The 17,927-nt window shown below is 51.3% G+C and carries 12 protein-coding genes; all 12 read right to left on the reverse strand.

The features are described from left to right. Nucleotides 1-177 precede the first annotated feature (177 nt). The gene (locus tag AC16KF_RS05770) at nucleotides 178-2,205 is read right to left on the reverse strand and encodes a hypothetical protein (protein ID WP_484036343.1); all 2,028 of its coding nucleotides are present in this window, start codon (nucleotides 2,203-2,205) and stop codon (nucleotides 178-180) included. A 42-nt stretch (nucleotides 2,206-2,247) separates the two neighbouring features. Continuing rightward, nucleotides 2,248-3,558: a hypothetical protein gene (locus AC16KF_RS05775; RefSeq protein ID WP_484036344.1), complete on the reverse strand. Its 1,311-nt coding sequence runs from the start codon at nucleotides 3,556-3,558 to the stop codon at nucleotides 2,248-2,250. Between the two features lie 22 nt (nucleotides 3,559-3,580). Then, nucleotides 3,581-8,212: an ArnT family glycosyltransferase gene (locus tag AC16KF_RS05780; RefSeq protein ID WP_484036345.1), complete on the reverse strand. Its 4,632-nt coding sequence runs from the start codon at nucleotides 8,210-8,212 to the stop codon at nucleotides 3,581-3,583. A 78-nt stretch (nucleotides 8,213-8,290) separates the two neighbouring features. Further along, nucleotides 8,291-9,244 (reverse strand): glycosyltransferase family 2 protein, encoded by a 954-nt coding sequence (locus AC16KF_RS05785; protein WP_484036346.1) that lies wholly within the window; start codon nucleotides 9,242-9,244, stop codon nucleotides 8,291-8,293. A 176-nt stretch (nucleotides 9,245-9,420) separates the two neighbouring features. Next, nucleotides 9,421-9,546, reverse strand: coding sequence for a hypothetical protein (locus tag AC16KF_RS05790; protein ID WP_484036347.1), 126 nt, complete (start codon nucleotides 9,544-9,546; stop codon nucleotides 9,421-9,423). A 42-nt stretch (nucleotides 9,547-9,588) separates the two neighbouring features. Then, the gene (locus tag AC16KF_RS05795) at nucleotides 9,589-11,940 is read right to left on the reverse strand and encodes a fused MFS/spermidine synthase (RefSeq protein WP_484036348.1); all 2,352 of its coding nucleotides are present in this window, start codon (nucleotides 11,938-11,940) and stop codon (nucleotides 9,589-9,591) included. A gap of 323 nt (nucleotides 11,941-12,263) precedes the next feature. Beyond that, nucleotides 12,264-13,586: a nucleotide sugar dehydrogenase gene (locus AC16KF_RS05800; RefSeq protein ID WP_484036349.1), complete on the reverse strand. Its 1,323-nt coding sequence runs from the start codon at nucleotides 13,584-13,586 to the stop codon at nucleotides 12,264-12,266. Then, complete coding sequence (locus AC16KF_RS05805; protein ID WP_484036350.1) at nucleotides 13,583-14,578, reverse strand: Gfo/Idh/MocA family protein; 996 nt, start codon at nucleotides 14,576-14,578, stop codon at nucleotides 13,583-13,585. The genes AC16KF_RS05800 and AC16KF_RS05805 overlap by 4 nt, the downstream gene beginning before the upstream one ends. Further along, nucleotides 14,575-15,660, reverse strand: coding sequence for a DegT/DnrJ/EryC1/StrS family aminotransferase (locus tag AC16KF_RS05810; protein WP_484036444.1), 1,086 nt, complete (start codon nucleotides 15,658-15,660; stop codon nucleotides 14,575-14,577). The genes AC16KF_RS05805 and AC16KF_RS05810 overlap by 4 nt, the downstream gene beginning before the upstream one ends. Beyond that, on the reverse strand, nucleotides 15,657-16,262 hold the full coding sequence (locus tag AC16KF_RS05815; RefSeq protein WP_484036351.1) for an acyltransferase: 606 nt from the start codon (nucleotides 16,260-16,262) through the stop codon (nucleotides 15,657-15,659). The genes AC16KF_RS05810 and AC16KF_RS05815 overlap by 4 nt, the downstream gene beginning before the upstream one ends. Beyond that, on the reverse strand, nucleotides 16,262-16,741 hold the full coding sequence (locus AC16KF_RS05820; RefSeq protein ID WP_484036352.1) for a winged helix-turn-helix transcriptional regulator: 480 nt from the start codon (nucleotides 16,739-16,741) through the stop codon (nucleotides 16,262-16,264). The genes AC16KF_RS05815 and AC16KF_RS05820 overlap by 1 nt, the downstream gene beginning before the upstream one ends. 120 nt (nucleotides 16,742-16,861) lie before the next feature. After that, complete coding sequence (wecB, locus tag AC16KF_RS05825) at nucleotides 16,862-17,926, reverse strand: non-hydrolyzing UDP-N-acetylglucosamine 2-epimerase (protein ID WP_484036353.1); 1,065 nt, start codon at nucleotides 17,924-17,926, stop codon at nucleotides 16,862-16,864. Nucleotide 17,927 lies beyond the last annotated feature (1 nt).

Below are 17,927 nucleotides of genomic sequence, written 5' to 3' on the forward strand. Positions count from 1 at the left end.
TCCGTCCATACGGGTGAGTTTTAACGCGTCGAGGCTTTATTCACCAAAGCAGGTTCGTCTCCCTTCGCAAAATTCGCGGCTGTAGCGGGGAGGTCAACCAAAACGGCAAGCAAACTTCAGGGCATATTGCCATGCTTGAAGATGTATCTTCCACTTCGGTCAGCATCCATGCCAGGGTTAGCCATCATGTTTTTTATATAGCTTTTGAGCGGAGTTTATCTTTCGCATGGCAAAATCAAAATCGATCCCGAGAATATCGCAGTACCATTGAATACTGTCATAGCGGGGTTGGTTTTCTTCCCGCGACCGCGCCAACGCGTCTTCTCGAGAGAGCATCCCCTCGCGGATCTGGTTGCTTCGGAAGGTGTCATTCTCCGTGAGCCCGGCCATCGTATAGTAGATATAGTTGTAGAAAGAAGCCGTGCCGTCCCCAATGCGCCAGGTTGTTTTTGTATCTGCGGCCCGTTCCCAGTTGTACTCTTCGAGAATAGTCCGATCCACTTCCTGTTCGTTCCACTCGATGTATTGAAAAATATTCAGGTAGTTGTGCGGGATGAAATAATACGAAAGGTACGCGCCAAAGGTATCTAGAAGCGATGAATTCAAATATCTCGGATTCCCAAGGAACTGTCTCGCATAATACGCCGCCAGTTTGAATTTGTTGGACAACGACAAGGTATAGGTATGCTCGCTTTCAAAGCGAGGCGCTATGCCGCAGAAGCCCGACTTGAACTGCGTGGTTTCATATAAATTCTCACACAGAATGACGATCTTGTTTTCCGTTTGCTGCCTGACCTTGTTGGCATAATAAAAATATTGTTTGTCGCCAGCCATGAACAGCGGGACGGTCCCCAAATCGGGGGTCTCCAGCCAAGCCAGCACATTTTTGCGAATATTGCTTCGCTTTCGAACGATATCCGCCGATACCAGAATATTTTCAACGCCAAGTTTGCCGCAGATTCGCATTTGATTCCGGCGCCCAAGATCGGTGATCATACCCCAATCGTACGTGTAGGTTACAGGGTTCATACCCAAAACCTTCTTGAGCAGGTGAACGCCATAACTCGAGTCGCGCCCGCCGCTAAAAGCGACAAGACAATCGGGCTCTCCGTTCGTTTTTCGGTGGGGTTCCAAGATCGCCCGGAGCGCATCCATACCCAACACAGAGATCGGCTGGTAACTTCGGCAATAATTACAAACGCCATCTTCATCAAACTGGATAAAGGGCATTGTTTCCGGGAGGATGCATCGCGCACAGCGACGCAACGAGTCGATGATTTCCCGATTCCGCGGAAATTCATCAACAAAATGAGCGGGGAGTATGTATGGTCCTTCTCCGGGCGCGCGCGTATTCGTGGAACTTGCCTGCTCAGGGGCAGAGACGTCCTTTATCTCGCGCGAGGAAGCCATTGCAGGCAAGTTAAGATCGTCTCCCTGGTCAGCGTCAAAACCAAACCTGCTGATCTTCATGGAATTCAAGTCAACCAAAAGCGCTGTCCCCGCTTCGATGTGCTGAATGGAAAGTTCCCGCAGGGCGGAAGGAATATGGCTCGAGCGTTGGAAGGTCTTTAGGATATGCTTTTCGGAGGCGAAGACAATCGCCGTTTCAGCCTGATTCGTCCCGAAGTATAGCGAGCCATTATTGGTAGTCAGAAGGACGCTGTTCAGGTCTTCGAAGAAGATGGACATGGAGGCAACGCCTTCGATCACTGCAAAGGTCGAGCGCAGAGCCTGGATCAAATCGCCGCTTTGTGTAAAATTTTTACGCAGCACTTTGAGAAACGCTTCGGTATCCAACTGGGAGGAGCGAATCAGATCCGGATGGTTCGTCCACAGTTCATCCACATTGCACACGATGCCATTATGAATTGCCACCATGCCACCGGCAATGACCGGCTGATTGTTCGCGTGGAACTGCCGTCCGCCATTGGTGACCAGGCGCGAATGCCCCATGATGCACACCGGATACTCTTTATCAACGCCGTGTTGGTCAAACATCTCCCGGTAGGCGTTTCGCTTAATTACGTTCGACGCCGGTTCCGGGTATTTCGCAACCTGAATGGCGCCGGGCCGCATGTAGGCAATCCCAGCCGCCTCCTTGCCCCGCGACTCAGAGAGGAGAAATAATCTATCCATGGTCTTTCTGGCTTGTTCGCCAGAGAGGTTCAACTTGCCATCGGCAATCACGCCAAAGATTCCGCACATTTTTGGTCTCCTGAAATTTACTGTTGAGCGGTTCAAACCGCGCTATTTGCGCGCTCGAAAGAGATAATAGCGATATCCACAAGCCGACTCGCGCGCGCACGAAGCGATGATTTCTACCCCGGATTGCAATAAGTCGTCAAGTGAATAATACGGGTACAGCACTTCTCCGCCGCCATAGATCGTAAAATGAAGTTGCCCATCAAACCCAAGCAGGTTTTTTTCGAACAATTGCGCGTCCATGAGAAGATACTCCGCGCCCAACTCGCGCAGAGCAGAAGCCGATATCTCAGCCGGGGCTGGGTATTGTGGAAGCAGGCGGCGGGTATACGCGGGACCGAATAACGGGGATACCGGATATTTGCCGGGGTAAATAATGGCAAGCCCCGCATCGGGGGGAACAAAACGGTTGACATCTCGCGCCATTTGTTCAAACCTTTTCCACTCGCTAAACTGATAATCGTAACGATCTTTGGCGATGGCATACCCGCTAGCCACTGGAAACAGCATGAAGTAAATCAAATTTATGGGGTGCAGCAATAGAACTAATAGCCCAAACCCATTCGGATTGACAGGCAGGCGGCTGACAACTAACACACTTAAGAGAGTTAATACCGTCACCATTGAGATAAGATCAAAACACTTAAGGAACAAGAAAAAACTACTCAATGGAACCAATAGTTTATAAGTTTCGTGTTCGCGTTGAGGAGAATATAAATCAAAGCTAACGCTGTCGCCCGGCTCATTTTTTGGATGAAGCGAGACCTTTACATATCCGCTCTCCGGCGCTTGTATAAATACCAGTCTCACCTCACTGCCGGGCTGGGCAATAAACGAACATTGAAGCCCGGCGCCGGGGCGTATCTCGGTAAAACGACTCTCATCATTTGGCTCGGTCAACTCAATGTTGCAGGTTTGAGAGCCTATGAAAATCGCTTCCGCGCTGTCTTTTTCAGCCAGCATGATGCGCATTAATTTTACAGAATCGTCTACTGCCTCTGGATTCTGTTTTTCTTCGGCGGCAAGAGTTAGCGTAACTTCAGGAACGACGCCCGGCGGGAGACCGAAGCGCTCGAAGCGCTCGGAGACCGCCCACACTTCGTATACTACGATAAGAAACAACAACACATAAACGCCTTTGAGAAATTTGGCGGGTTTCTTAATCAAGAGCAGTATGAACCCCAACAATACCGTCAGCAGGGGTATCATAACCACAAGAATCAGCGTTTTCACCTCAGGTCGGCGCAGCCAAAATCGCAGGAAATGACCAGATACGCTTAGAGCAAGCGGCAACCCTAGGATTCCTCCAACAAGGAAGGCGTTGAGATTTTGGCGAGACAAATGAAACTTCGGCATGAAAACTCGGCGGTTCATCAGATTAGACAGGCGGATTGGATCGCCGCTGAGATTTCATCTCTTCCGCAATGCGAGCCAGCCCTGCGATACCTAAAGGCACAAACAAGATCATCGAAATCATCAAATACCTGGAAAGCGAGCCGGTAAAATCGCGCACAAGCAGGAGGATCAAAGCATTGGACACTGCCAGCGTCATCAGGGAGTACGCGGTCAGGTCCATTTCGCGCGATCGGACGCGACTGCCAACATATAAGAGAGAACAAAGGATCAAAACAAACAAAGCGGGGCCGGGCCAAACTGTCCCGTCGAAATTCCAGCCCATTAAATCAACTTTGAAAAGCACGCCAAGCAATGCCGCTCCATTGGCAAGAAAGCGGTCAAGGTATTCGATAAGCGATAAAGCCGCCCCTCTTTGGGTAAAGCCCTGATAGGTCACATCGGGTCCCAAGGGGCTTCCCCAATAAACAAAATTAGAAATATAAATATACGCGCCTGCAAGCAGGAAGGCGGCAAGGGACACTCCCGTCCATTTCAACAAGAGGGACCAGAGAGATTTTCTCGTGATCGCCAGATACATCAGGACTAGAAACAAGCCGGGGAGCGCGAACAGGATGGTCTGCTTCGTCCCCACAGCAAGACCAAGCGCCACTCCGGAGAGGATCGAGAGTCTTTCTTCCCGTACCATCAGGAAAAATAAATAGATGGCGCACAGAAACAGGGCGGCGCTGATCAGGTCGGTCATTGCCGTCAAGCCCTGCAAATATACGTTTGGGATAGAGAAACAGACCAAAGCGGCGATCACGGACCAATACCGATCCAATTGCAATAAGCGCGCAAACCCATACACCGCCAAAAAAACGATGGGAAGGGCGATCCATTGGGAGATGCCCGCGAGTTGATCGCTCCGCAGGAAAAGCAAACTCCATAAGATCTGACTCTGAGCATTGAGCGGATAGATGACTTGGGCAAGTTGGTACGTATCGGCGGGCCAGGGGCGGAGATTTCCATGCTGTAGCCAATACCCAACCCGCGCCAGATGGGCGGTGACCACATCGTCAATTTTTTGAGGAAGGATTAAATTCGAATAGCCAAGAAAGGCAAAGCCAGCCGCGCAAATCGCGGCAAATATCCAAATCTCCCAATGCGCCTTGAGCGAACTTAAGAGCGCCGACCGTTCGGGCAGGCTCGCCTGAAACAGAATCAGTCGGGGGTAGGCTACGCTCCGCGACCAGATGGCTATGAGAGCAAACAAGATCAATAGATGGAAAACGATGAAATATGCTGTGCTGTTCAAGAGAGAGAGCAACCCGCCCACTTCCACCGTCACAACGATCATCGCATACCCGATCAAGAAGATACCCATCAACCAAGGGATGGGTTTATCCACTTTCCAAATCGCGGATAAAACGATTGCCCCGCCCAAAACAAGTAGAACGTCCAGCAAATACAGACCCACCTGTGTCGCGCGAGGAGAGTCAGATTGGGTTAAGGATGCGGGGGTATTCATCTGATCGAACATATAGCGATAAGCCCAGAGCGAATCGCGCAGATCCGGTTGACCGGCAAAGCGCAAATATTTCCCGGCTAATTCCGACGAGACTTCGGGCATTTTGCCGTAACGCGCCAGATAGGGGCTGAGAAATAACTCCAACCCATCCATCTCGACCCCGCGCCGGTAATATTCTACAATGCCGCCGGGCAAGATGCCGGGTGAATGTTCGCCCGCGATCAACACCGCCATTGCGTCGAAGGTTCGATAGACGGGGATGGCGACATTGTTTCCATCGCCCGCCCAGTGGGGCGTGTTTACAGAAATCGCGTCGCTTTTCTTCCAGCCCGCCTTTCCCCAGCCCCACCAGTAATACCATTCAAAGTATTCGGGAGACTTCGAGTTCCAAACGCCATGTTTTGCAGGAAAACCGGAAAATCCTTCCAGATCGAGAACCTGTTGGGGAATATCCATGACAGCTTGCCGGGTTTTGGGGGGAAATTTAGATTGCTGGTCGTTATACAACAAGCCCGCCGCCCACATATTTTGATGGTTGTAAGGAATCCCCGCGCCATCTGCCCAAAAGGGCGAGCCTTTGGGCCACATCAAGTAGTACTTGTCTTCATCCAGCCAGCGGTCCGATGGGTCTGCCTGCGCCAGGACCTCGATATGCCCTTCCAATCCCATAACCTGCTTGCGGAATTTGGGATAGCTTTCCAATGGCAATGAATTCGGCAGGCTTTGATAGCGCTTCATCAACAGAAGCATCTTGCCGGTTTGTACCGCGTGAAGCACAGGGCTGCGGTCCACTGTAAAGGCTTTGCACAACAAACCGGAGCCTTCGATCATTAATCGATCGATCAACGCCATTTCAAAATCGAGACGCCGTTTGATCTGGGGCTTTAGATCGCTCAGCGGGAACAGCGTTCGCGGGTCCGAGTTCTCTTCAAGAAAATCAACGAAAGCGTTCAAGTAGTACGATTGGGTCCATATCACTTCGCCTTCGAGGTTATTCACGCCCGCGCTCATCATGCCCGAGGCAGGCATGTTACGCATGTCGATGAGAAATACCTCTTGCAAATCTTCGGGCGTTTCGAGCAACTGTACCCGCGGCTTTCCATCTTCCACCGTCAACCCATAGGGGACAAACCCGTTAAAATCCGTCTGCGCGACTGTTTGAGTTGCAAGATCATACAATACAAAGGGAAAGTTTTGTTCTGTCTGCGGTTGCGCGGCGGAATAATCCACATTGCGATATAACGCAAATATCCCGGTGTGATCGGCGGCAATTTCAAGCGCGTTAAACTGATTGGAAAGGCTGAAGTTTGTCAGGCTTGTCGCCGTTTCGCGACCGGGTAAGTAGCGATATTCATATACAACCGAATCGGAAGCAAGATAAAGCCGCTCTTGAAATTCCACGGCAAGAATGTGGGGTTGTTGACGGTAGCCATATCGTTGATCGATGTAATATTCTTCCTGGAACGACCGGTCAAATTGAAGCGCCTGCCCCGCTTCTTTGCCCGGCAGTAAACGATACAGGAAGTTTGTTTTTCTAACGGGGTCGAACAAAATAAATACGATGTGATGTTGATATAAGACCGCCTGACGGAATATGAGCAGGCTTGTTTCTGCAGGGAGGGGAATCTCGCGGTTTTCTCCCGTTGTTAAATCGAGACTCCAAATTTGAGTTTGGTTCGACCACAACCGCCGCGTAAACACGACCAGAGTTTGCGGGTCCCATTCGATTATTTTTAAGGGCAACGTTTGCTCTGGAAGAGAGAACCTCTTCTCATTGACGAGGAGTTTCCCCGCCATTTGATTCACATCGAATTCCAGTTGAATATCATAGTCTTCGACATCCAGGAAAGTAAAAGGAACGAGGATGGGCTGTTTCAAATCTGTGACGGGCAGGACTTCATCGACAGCGGGGTCATTCCCCGCAAGATTGGAAGGTTCCGACAAGACGATCAGCGGGGGTTGAAAGAGCAGTGAACTCCAACCATACAACAGATAGGACATATATTCGTTGATCACCAGCGGTTGTTCGCCGTCCGAGGCAGAAACAGGAAATTTTGCATACAAGCCGTCTGGCGTCCGATAGTCCAGAGAGTATTGATAGAGCGAAAGTCCTTCTTTGTGTTTGCCGGCCATCGCCATGAAGCGCAGTAACATCCCAATCTCGTACAAACGCGGGGGGTCTTGCGGCGAGTCGGGCGAGAGTTGAGGGAAACGCATCCAACGCTCATTCGATGACGAATAAAAAAGATCGATGTGTTTGACGATATTACTCCAGTCAAATTCATCGGCAAACTTGCCTTGATGCGCGATATATTGATAGATACCGTCCACAATATAAATGGCATGAGCGGCATCGTTGGGGCTAGATTCGCCAACGCCATATAACCAATACCAACCTCCATGCGGATCCACCAGCCGCGCATCCAACAAGACGGTCATGGTTTGGTCCGCTGTCGAGCGAAGCCGGTTCTGCTCTTCCGGGTCGCCTGTTAACGCGCTGAAGCGCTGCATCTGCCCCGCCATGTATGCCGCCGGATTGTAAGTGACGTAAGGCCGGTCATTCGCAGACAAAGAATATAACAGGAGTCCTTCGGGAGTCTTTGCTTCAGGCTCTAAAAATGGTTGAAAGGCGGCGCTGACAGTGGACATGATCCGATCCGCCGGCGCGTTCGGATCAACTTCCAGCCAATCCAAAAGACCATTAATGGCAATCGCGGTGGTGATTGTATACACGGTGTTTGGCGGATTTAGCGTGCCATCCCCGTAGGCATCCCAGGCTACCGGAAGTCCCCACCCGATCACGCCGTCCTGGTCTTCATCCGCATGGTCTAACAACCAATATCCCGCATTTTTCGCGGCGGATGATAACTCAAACGACGACTCGCTCCGCGCTCTGATCAAATCGGCGCTGAGGAACATGGCGTACGATTTGGCATAGTCTGCCGAGATGTTTTCCGGATAATCCAAAGTTCCGCGGCCCGGATGCTCCACCGAAAACTCCGCAAACAAACGGTCGTAGTCGTTCCGCAGAGATGCTTGCCCCCCTGTTTCTGGATTCTTCTTCCCATAGAAGATTATAAACGCCGCAATCAGCAAAACCAGGATAACGCCTGCCGCGGCAAAGAGAGGTTTGCGTCTCTGGCTCATTTGGCCGACCCGCAGAAAGACGCCCACAGCAAGGATAATCGCAATACCGTACCGGAAAATACCATCATTCCGTTCAAGTTACCCTTTCAAGGAAAGGTTATATTCCATGTCGAACAGCATGGCGAACAGAACGAATAACAGGCTGGAGAACGAACAAAACACGATCAACAGCATGGTAATCTCAGGAACCGCGCCTTGCAACATCCATAGCCTGAAAAAGCGAAACAGGAATAACGCATCGAGTACAAAAAAGAAGAAGCCTGTCAGGTAAAAAAGCACCAAGGGATGAAAATCGCGAATAATATACTTTTGGACCATACGGAATAAGAATAGTTTAAACATCAACAGCGCCAGCTTGGGCATGATGCGAAACGGACGAATACCGCTTTTTTCGCCGATGTTGTAGACCGGCTTCACCATCACATCGCTCACGCGCAGACTGTAAATGTTCAACCGCACCAGAAGGTCGTTGGGCTGTCCGTAGCGTTTATACATTTTGTCCCAATCGATCAAATGCAACGCTTTTTTGTTGATGGCGGTATAGCCTGTTTGCGAATCGGCGATATGCCAATACCCCGAGGCGATTTTCGTCAACAGCGAAAGCGCCGAGTTCCCCAGGTAACGAATCTTGGGAATCGTGTTCCATGCGTCTCCGGTTACCAAACGGTTCCCCTTCGAGTAATCCGCGCGATCCGCAAGAATTGGTTCTATTACGGCTGGCAAATCGTCGGGATCCATTTGCGCGTCTCCCGCCATGACCACCGCAATATCAATATCATGATCCCGGCACCACTTATACCCGCTGGCAATAGCGCCCCCAACGCCCTGGTTGATTTCATGACGGATCAACACGACCTTTTTCGGTTTTCGTTTCGCGTACCCTTCCACAATTTCCGCCGTCTTATCCGCGCTGCAATCATCCACCACAACGATCTTGTCAACAAAACCGGGCATGGTTTCGATGACGCGACCAATGAGCAGTTCTTCCTGGTACGCGGGGACAACGACAGCGATTTTTTTCTTCTTGACCATTCTGGACTCCATTACCTTGCTTCAACAAGAGACTCTTACGAACCATAATTATACGGCTTTAAAACCAGGTTTGAGAGCAAAGAAAGATCGAAAATTCTCGCTTGCTCTTGCGCCTGATCCTATCAGGAGCATCGTACTCAGAGTTATTCACCGATGTTACGCGCCGTCTTGAGGGTTTAGGTAAAGACCCAACCTGATTCACGAGAACCTTCGGGGCGCTCGGCGTAAAGCGAGTTATTCAGGATCAGCGCTTCACGAAAGTTCATGCGCCAGTTCGATTGGGCAAGCAAATCGTGTCGCATGCCTTGACGCAGCGCGACCGCGTCAAGAACCTCGTTTCGGAGTTATTCAGTATACCTGACAGGGATCTTAAGATAATCGCTATCATCAAGCGGAAGTTCAGATATATCAACTCGCGGATCCAAAAATTCGCGCGTAAGATCGTTGATCCAATAATATTCAAAGACGGGATGATCGTCCGTATTGTACCGGTAACCTTTCAAATCGTCCGCGTGAAGGGTCACGAGGGAGATTTCGCGATAACGAAGATCATCTTGATCGACCTCAACATTCCCGGGGGTTGTGGCAAAATACTCGGAATAGATATCGTTGGTGATCAACGCTTCCTGAAAATCGATATCCGCATTACGTCCAAAATACATGTGATAATCGCCTGAGGGCCAGATCGCGGTTTCAAACACGGTTAACGCATCCACCGCATGGCCAACTTTCGGGCGAACAGCAACGTAGCCATTCGGCGATAACAGATCATGCAAAACGCCAAAGAATTCCACCGTGAACAAACTCGCCGACCCGCTATGCCAGGGTTCGTTCACCTTGTTCTGAATCAAATCGAACTTTTCGCCGGCAATCAGCGCCCGTTGCGCATATCGCCTTCCGTCGTCAATGACAATTTTTACACGCGGGTCTTGAAACATTCTCTGATACGGCGGGGCTGTATGTTCCTTGACGGCGTCGATAATTTCATCCGAAATGTCCACGATTACGATCTCTTCGACAAAATCATAATCAAGCAATGCGTTAACCAAATAACCATGTCCCAACCCTATGATCAAAACCCGTTTAGGTCGAAATTCAGGGTCCAACGCCATCATGAGAGACATATTCCACCGCCAAGCTTCGTACTGCTCATAAGGTTCCGGGTCTCTTACAATGGCAGATGCGGACGCCGTTCTATACATGTCGACAATTGTATAGAATCGATCCGTGGGGACGACTGTCACTACGCCATTTCGTCCCTCATAAATTTCAACCGGCTTATAACGACCCAAACTAAACCGCATAAAATAATCTCGCGGGATTAAAGTCATGCAGATCGCAAAAATCATCACCAATAACAGCATTCGCCTACCATTGACCCGAAACGGTTTTTTCTCCTGTGACGCCAAAAGAACAGATACGCCTATGAGGATCAATGCCAGTACGATAATCAATGAACCAACGGCGCCAAACCATTCAAAGAAAAACAGCCCGGCAAAAAACGAGCCCAGTATGTTTCCTACGGTATACCAGAAAAGTAACAAAGCAAAGCGGCTGCCAGCCATCCCAATGGTGGTCGTTGCAATTCGCGCAATCAGCGGGAAAAAACCCGCCAAGGGGACAATACCTATCATGAAAACCAGCGAAAAAACAAATGAAATAACAGGGTTGGGATCTCCAACTCGCGCATAGGTCACTTCGCTGACCAATTGTCCGTTGAACGACGTGAATACGAGGGCGCCCAATCGCGCAAACAAACTCGGGGACAGAAGAAATGGAATTGTCAATAAGATTATTGCGCCCGCGCCTAAGCGGAGAATCAAATTTGATCGATTGGAAAAATTGCGGTCAACCCACAACCCGCCGATATAGTTTCCAGCCGCCATCAACACAAGAAAACCAGACAACATCACCGGATAGACCAACGACGCCATAGTGAGGTAATTGCTCAGCACGCGAAACAATATCATTTCCAAAGCCAGGCTGGAAAACCCGAGCAAAAAAGACGGGACAATTAACTCTACTGGGAATTTTAGGGGATTTTGCCTAAACGGCTCTTCGGCTTCCTGGGAACCCGGCAGAAGCGCCTCTTTTTTGTATACAACATAAACCACGAATGAAACGATCAGATATAAAACCGAAGACAATTGAACCACGCCCGTAAAACCCACGCTTTCGATCAACAAGAAATTAGTAATCAAAGCGCCGATTGCCGACCCAAATGTATTAATCCCGTAGAAGAATCCTTCTGTTTTTCCAAGCGTCCCCAGATCCTTTTTCATTAATTCAATCACAATGGGCGTCGTCATTCCCATAAAAAAAACGGGGAGAAACATCAATACTAAATTGATCAACAAGTCAGAAAGGATCGAAGTGGGAACGACCGGGATCAACCACTTGTTTACAGCGCGTAAAATCCAAAGCGAGAAGAAACCGTACACGCCGATAAAACAATTGATAAGACTATAATTACGGAGCAGGTTATCTTTATAACGATAGACAAAGTATCCCGCATAAAGAGACCCAAAACCAAGTCCGCTCATAAAAATAACCACGATAATGGCAACCGATATCGAATCAACCCCCACTACTTGAGCAAGAACTTTCTGCCAAATTACCTGAAACGAGATTGCGGCAAATCCTGACAGAAAGAATAATACGGTAAATATTGATTGAATTGTGAAGTTTCTTTTCATGTAAAGCGCCTCATTTCTTTAGAGAATTACTTTGACGATCTGGCTTAATCGGAAGAAAACATGAGGGATCAATCTAAAACAACCAGGCGCTTCGCACGTCGATCATCAAGCGACGCGCTGGCGCATGTGAAATAAATTCCTTTTCACTCGCAGTGAGCGGAACGCCCTCTTGTCTTATTCCTGAAATGCTACCCAAGCCGAGGACATTTCCAATCCAGGCGCGGATATTAAGAACCTATCAGAGGTCCGCTTTGCCTCAAGTCGAAAACGGACACCTATCGATACTTCATGTCTGTTGTTTCGTCTCACCGGGAAGAATTCTTTCACCCTGCGCCCAGTTTGTGATAAACAAGCCCGGCAGATTGCGCGCCTTCCAAACTGTAAACCCGCCTCCCATCCACCAGCACAGGCGAGCTCAGCGCAGACTTCAACTTACTCAAATCCATCGTCTTGTATTCGCTATGCGCCACCATCACCACCGCTGCGTCGCAGCCTTTGACCTTTTCATAGACATCACCGTTATATTCCGCGATCCATGGGTCGTGGATGACCGGCTCCGCGCCGAGTTCATAGAGACGCGCGACAAGCGAACGAGTCGGGCTATTGCGGGTATCGTCACTGTCTTCGAGATAGGCATATCCCAGCACGGCAATGCGAGCATCAAGGATAGGCTTGCCAACACCCGCGAGCGCGTCTTCCAGCAGTTTAACCATGTGAAGGGGCATCGAGTCGTTTACCGAACGCGCGGCAGGGATCAAACGTAACTGGACTCCTTTTTCCTCCACACCGTGGACGAGAAGCCACGGGTCTTTCGGGATGCAGTGCCCGCCGACTCCCGCGCCGGGCAGGTGCATCTGTCGTTGCGGGCTTTTATTCACCAGTTCGCGCACTTTCCACACGTCGCCGCCCGCCGCTTCGGCAACCAGCGCCACTTCATTTGCAAACGCGATCTGCACGTCGCGATAGGCATTCTCCACCGTTTTCACCAGTTCAGCGGTAATGCAATCTGCCGGGTCGAGATCAGCTTCGACAAAATTCTTGTACAGCGCGATCATCGTCTCCGAGGTTTCAGGCGTCATGCCGCCCACTACGCGACTCATCTTGCGCAGATTGTTCAATAGTTTGCCGGGCATCACACGTTCGGGACAATTGCCGAGGAAGAAGCCTTCGTTCACTTTCTTTCCGCTTTGTTTTTCGAGCAACGGCAGAACAAGGTCGTTCATCGTGCGCGGCGCGATCGTGGATTCGATAATGACCAGCGCGCCATGCTTCATCACCGACGCGAGGCTGGTCAATGCCGCGCGTAACGCGTTATAACGCGGAATATGGTTATCGTCCACCGGCGTTTCGACGGCTACGATAAAAACGTCACGGTCAGCCAGTTCTTTATAATCAGCGGTGGCGCGCAAACGACCGGAGGAAATCCCTTCCTGCAAGAGTTCCGCCAACCCCGGCTCAAAACCTTCAATAGGGTTAATGCCGGCGTTGATCTTCTCAGCCAGCCCAGGTTTAATATCCACACCGAGAACGTCCAGCCCCTGACCGGCAAACAGCGCGGCAACCGGTAAGCCGACATATCCCTGCCCGATGACAGCCAGTTTCGCAGTCTTGGTTTCGATGCGCGCGCGAAGTTCATTGAGATTCATTGTAAATCAACCACCTGATGCGTGTGCCCCGATTCCACAAGGGCGAGAGAAATTTTCAAGGCGGCGAGGCCATCTTCCCCGGTGATGGGAACGGGGTTTCCATCCTGTAATGCTTTGAGGAACGATTGCAACTCCGCTTTCAACGGCTCGAAGCGCGGGATGGCGTAACGGGTCATACTGCCTTCGCTCACGCCCTTGATGGTCTGGAGCGTTGCCCATTGCACCGTGTTGACAAGGGAATTCTCGTAAAAATACAGATCCTGCGTGAGCGCGTCGGCGCGGAACATGCCGCGCTCGCCCAGCACGCAGACTTCGCGGATCTTCGTCGGCGTGAGCCAGTTGATCTCAAGCCCGCCAATGATCCCGTCGGGGAAACGAAGCGTCGCCCACAGCAGGTCTTCATGATCGGTGTGAATCCGCTGTTCGATCTCGGAGTAGACGCGCGTGGGATTCGTGCCGGCGAGGAAACGCATAATATCCACATCGTGCGGCGCGAGGTCAATGACCACGCCCACATCCTGAATGCGCGCGGGGAACGGACCCGCGCGGCGGCAGAAAATTTGATAGATGCGCCCGAGTTCGCCCGCGTCCAATTTTTGTTTGAGCGCTTGCAAGGCTGGGTCGAAACGCACCACATGACCCACCATCAATTGTTTGTTCATCGCGCGCGCTTTGTCGATGAGGCGCGCGCCTTCTTCCACCGTTGCGGCAATCGGTTTTTCGATCAGAACATTCACGCCAGCGTCAAGCGCGTCCATGCCCACTTTTTCGTGCAATGCTGTGGGAACAACGACCGAGACCGCATCGGGTTTTTCTTTGTCAAGCATTTCGCGATGGTCGGTATACGCGCGGATTCCAAATTTCTCCGCAGTCGAATCGGCGCGGATCGAATCGGAATCGGAGATCGCAACCAGGTCCGCTTCGGGGAGTTCGCTGTACACGCGGGCGTGATGCCGTCCCATCGTGCCAACGCCGATGACTGCTACTTTCATCCGCTCTTCTCCATGAAATCATTGACCGTGCTCACGATGGTCTCAAGATCGGAGGGACTCAACGCGGGATGCACAGGCAGAGATAAAACTTCGGTTGTTGCAAATTCTGTTTCAGGCAAACTTTGGTTATAGCCCAAATCTTTCACGTAAAAATTTTGCTTATGGATCGGCACCGGATAATAGACTTCGGAACCAACTCCGTTTTCGTTCAGGTAGGCGCGGAGCGTGTCGCGTTTGCCGTTCGGAACGCGGATCGTGTATTGATGGAAGACATGCGTCTGCCCTTCGGGGGCGAAAGGCGTTCGGACGCCCTTCAAGTTGGCGCTCAAGAATTCGGCATTCGCGCGCCGTTGGGCATTGAACTTCTCGAGCTTCTGCAATTGCGCCAGCCCGATCGCGGCATGGATGTCGGTCATGCGGAAGTTGTACCCGAGCATATCGTGATAGTAACGCACGCGCATTCCATGCTGGCGGAAGACGCGGCACAACTCGTCAATAGTCGAATCGTTGGTCGTGATCATGCCGCCCTCGGCGGAGGTCATATTTTTGGTCGGGTACAACGAGAATGTTCCCGTCCCCATCGAACCGACCTTTTTGCCTTTGTACTCCGCGCTGTGACTCTGACACGCGTCTTCGATGACCGCCAGTCCGTGTTTTTCGGCGATCTTCATGATCGGGTCCATGTCGCAGGACAAGCCGTAGAGGTGCACAGGCAGGATCGCTTTTGTTTTTTTCGTGATCGCGGCTTCGATCTTTGCCGGGTCCATGTTGAACGTGCGCGGGTCAATATCCACGAACACAGGTCTGGCGCCGGTGAACAACGCGCTGTTGGCGGAGGCAATGAACGTGAACGCGGAAGTGATCACCTCGTCGCCTTCGCCGATCCCGTGCGCGAGCATGGCGAGATGCAATGCGGTTGTGCCGGAGGATGCGGCGATGGCATGCTTCACGCCGCACATCGCGGCGAACCCTTCCTCGAAGGCTTTCACGCGCGGTCCCTGCGCAATGATGCCCGAATCCAAAACTTCCATTACCGCTTGTTTTTCTTCCGCCCCCATTTGAGGTTTCGCCATGTGGATCATTGAGTCATCTCCCATTCCTTTATGGATACTTCATGCGCGCGCCCGCATTTCGGGCATTTTAATTTCACAGCATTACCAGCCTGTGAATCTTTTTCAAACATCTCGCCGCACGCGCAGACGAATCCGCGCAAACGCGCCGGGTTGCCGAAGACCAGTCCATGCGCGGGGACATCTTTCGTCACCACGCTTCCAGAGCCGACCATTGCCCACTCGCCGATGGTGATCCCGCATCGAATTGTAGAGTTAGCCCCGAGCGCCGCGCCTTTTTGGATGCGCGTTTCACTCAGCACCCAATCGTCCGCGGCTTTGAGCGAACCATCTGGGTTAACCGCGCGCGGGCGCATATCATTGGTGAAGCAGACGTGAGGTCCCACAAAGACGCCGTCTTCGATTGCCACGCCATGATAAACCGAAACATAGTTTTGGATCTTCACGTTATCCCCAATCGGCACGCCGGCATCCACATACACGCCTTTACCGATGATCGAATTGGTTCCGATCTTCACGCCCTCGCGTACCTGCGCGTGATGCCAGATGCTCGAGCCTTCGCCGATCTCTGCTTTGTCTGAAACTTCTGCGGTTGGATGAATGCGGACTCCCATTATTGGTTTCCCTTCTTGGTTTTTTCGATCAAACGATAATCTTGTCCTACTACTTTCAACAATATGCCATTCGGCGAATCGAGCAGGCGGATTCCTGCTTCGATGCAGGTCAGCCGCAAAATATCTACAAGTTCATCCTCGCCTTGAATGTAGGCTTGGGTGATTCCCTTGTGTTGGAGGTCGCCGACAAAAGACTTTGCCTTGTTGCGAAAATCGCCATAGACTTTGAGCGAGTCGCGGGCGTAGTTCAAGGCGCGTTGGGTGAACACAGCCATCCCGTCGGGGGTGAGATCGTACTTCAGCCGCGTGCGGTCAAGATGCGAAACCTTGATCCAGCCGCGAACGATCAGCCGCTTCACGTACCAGTTGACGCTTCCGACGGCGATGCCGAGGCGGTCCGAAAGATTCGACTGTGTGACCATCGAATCCTGGGCGATTTCATTGAGCAGGGAGTATTCGTGAGGTTTGATTTCGGTCATGCGAGCATTCAGTTTCTGAATTCTCACACAGAAATTTGTCCCTGTCAAGTCAAAACAAACCGTCCAGCAGGTTTCTACTCAGGAGTTATTCCTTAAATCAAACCTGCGGGAAATTCTCCGTTAATTCAATTCGTCTCGCAAAATTTGAGCAATCTTCTCCGCCGCGTGACCATCCCCATACAACAGCGGACGCTCCCTTGCCGGCTTCCATGTTCCATATAAAGCACGGATACGCTTCGCGTCCACGCCCGCGAGGCTGTTCCAACCAGCGGAGACCGTTTCCACCCATTCGGTTTCATCGCGCAACGTGATGCACCGCGCACCGAGCAAATATGCTTCCTTTTGCATCCCGCCGGAATCAGTGAGAATGCAATCCGCGTTTTCTTGCAATTGCAAAATATCCAACGGACCCAGCGGCTCGATCAACGACACATTCTCGTTGATGGCAAACTTCCACTCTTCGATTCTCTTCCGCGTACGCGGATGCACTGGGAAGATCACCCGCGTCGGCAGTGAGCCAAGCGCGTCTAAAATGGATTGCATGTTGGTTCGATCATCCGTATTCCCCGCGCGATGCACGGTCGCCAGCGCGTACTCCCCTTTCTTCAAACTCATCCGCTCCAAGATCTGCGACTTCGCGCGCGCGATCTCAAGATTACGCAACAGCGCGTCATATATCACATCGCCGATCTGATGGACACCTTTCGTGATTCCCTCTTTTTGCAAATTTTTGATCGCCGCGTCGGTGGGACAAAACAACCAACTGGATACGTGATCGGTCAGCACGCGGTTGACCTCTTCCGGCATTGCTCGGTTATAGGACCTCAAGCCTGCCTCCACATGCGCGAGTGGAATCCCCGCCTTTGCCGCCGTCAACGCGCCCGCCAGCGTGGAATTTGTATCGCCATAGACCAGCACACAATCAGGCTTGACCGCTGAAATTACTTTTTCCAACTCGATCAGCATCATACCGGTTTGCGCGCCGTGAGTCCCGCCGCCGATGCCGAGATTGAAATCGGGCTGGCGCATGTCCATCTCTTTGAAGAAGAGGTCAGACATCTCGTAATCATAGTGTTGACCTGTATGGATCATCACTTCATTAAAATGCGAAGTCAGCGCGCGCGACACCGGCGCGGCTTTGATGAATTGAGGTCGTGCGCCAACAATGGAGGCAATTGTTTTCATT

It is taken from the genome of Candidatus Defluviilinea gracilis (assembly GCF_057138825.1).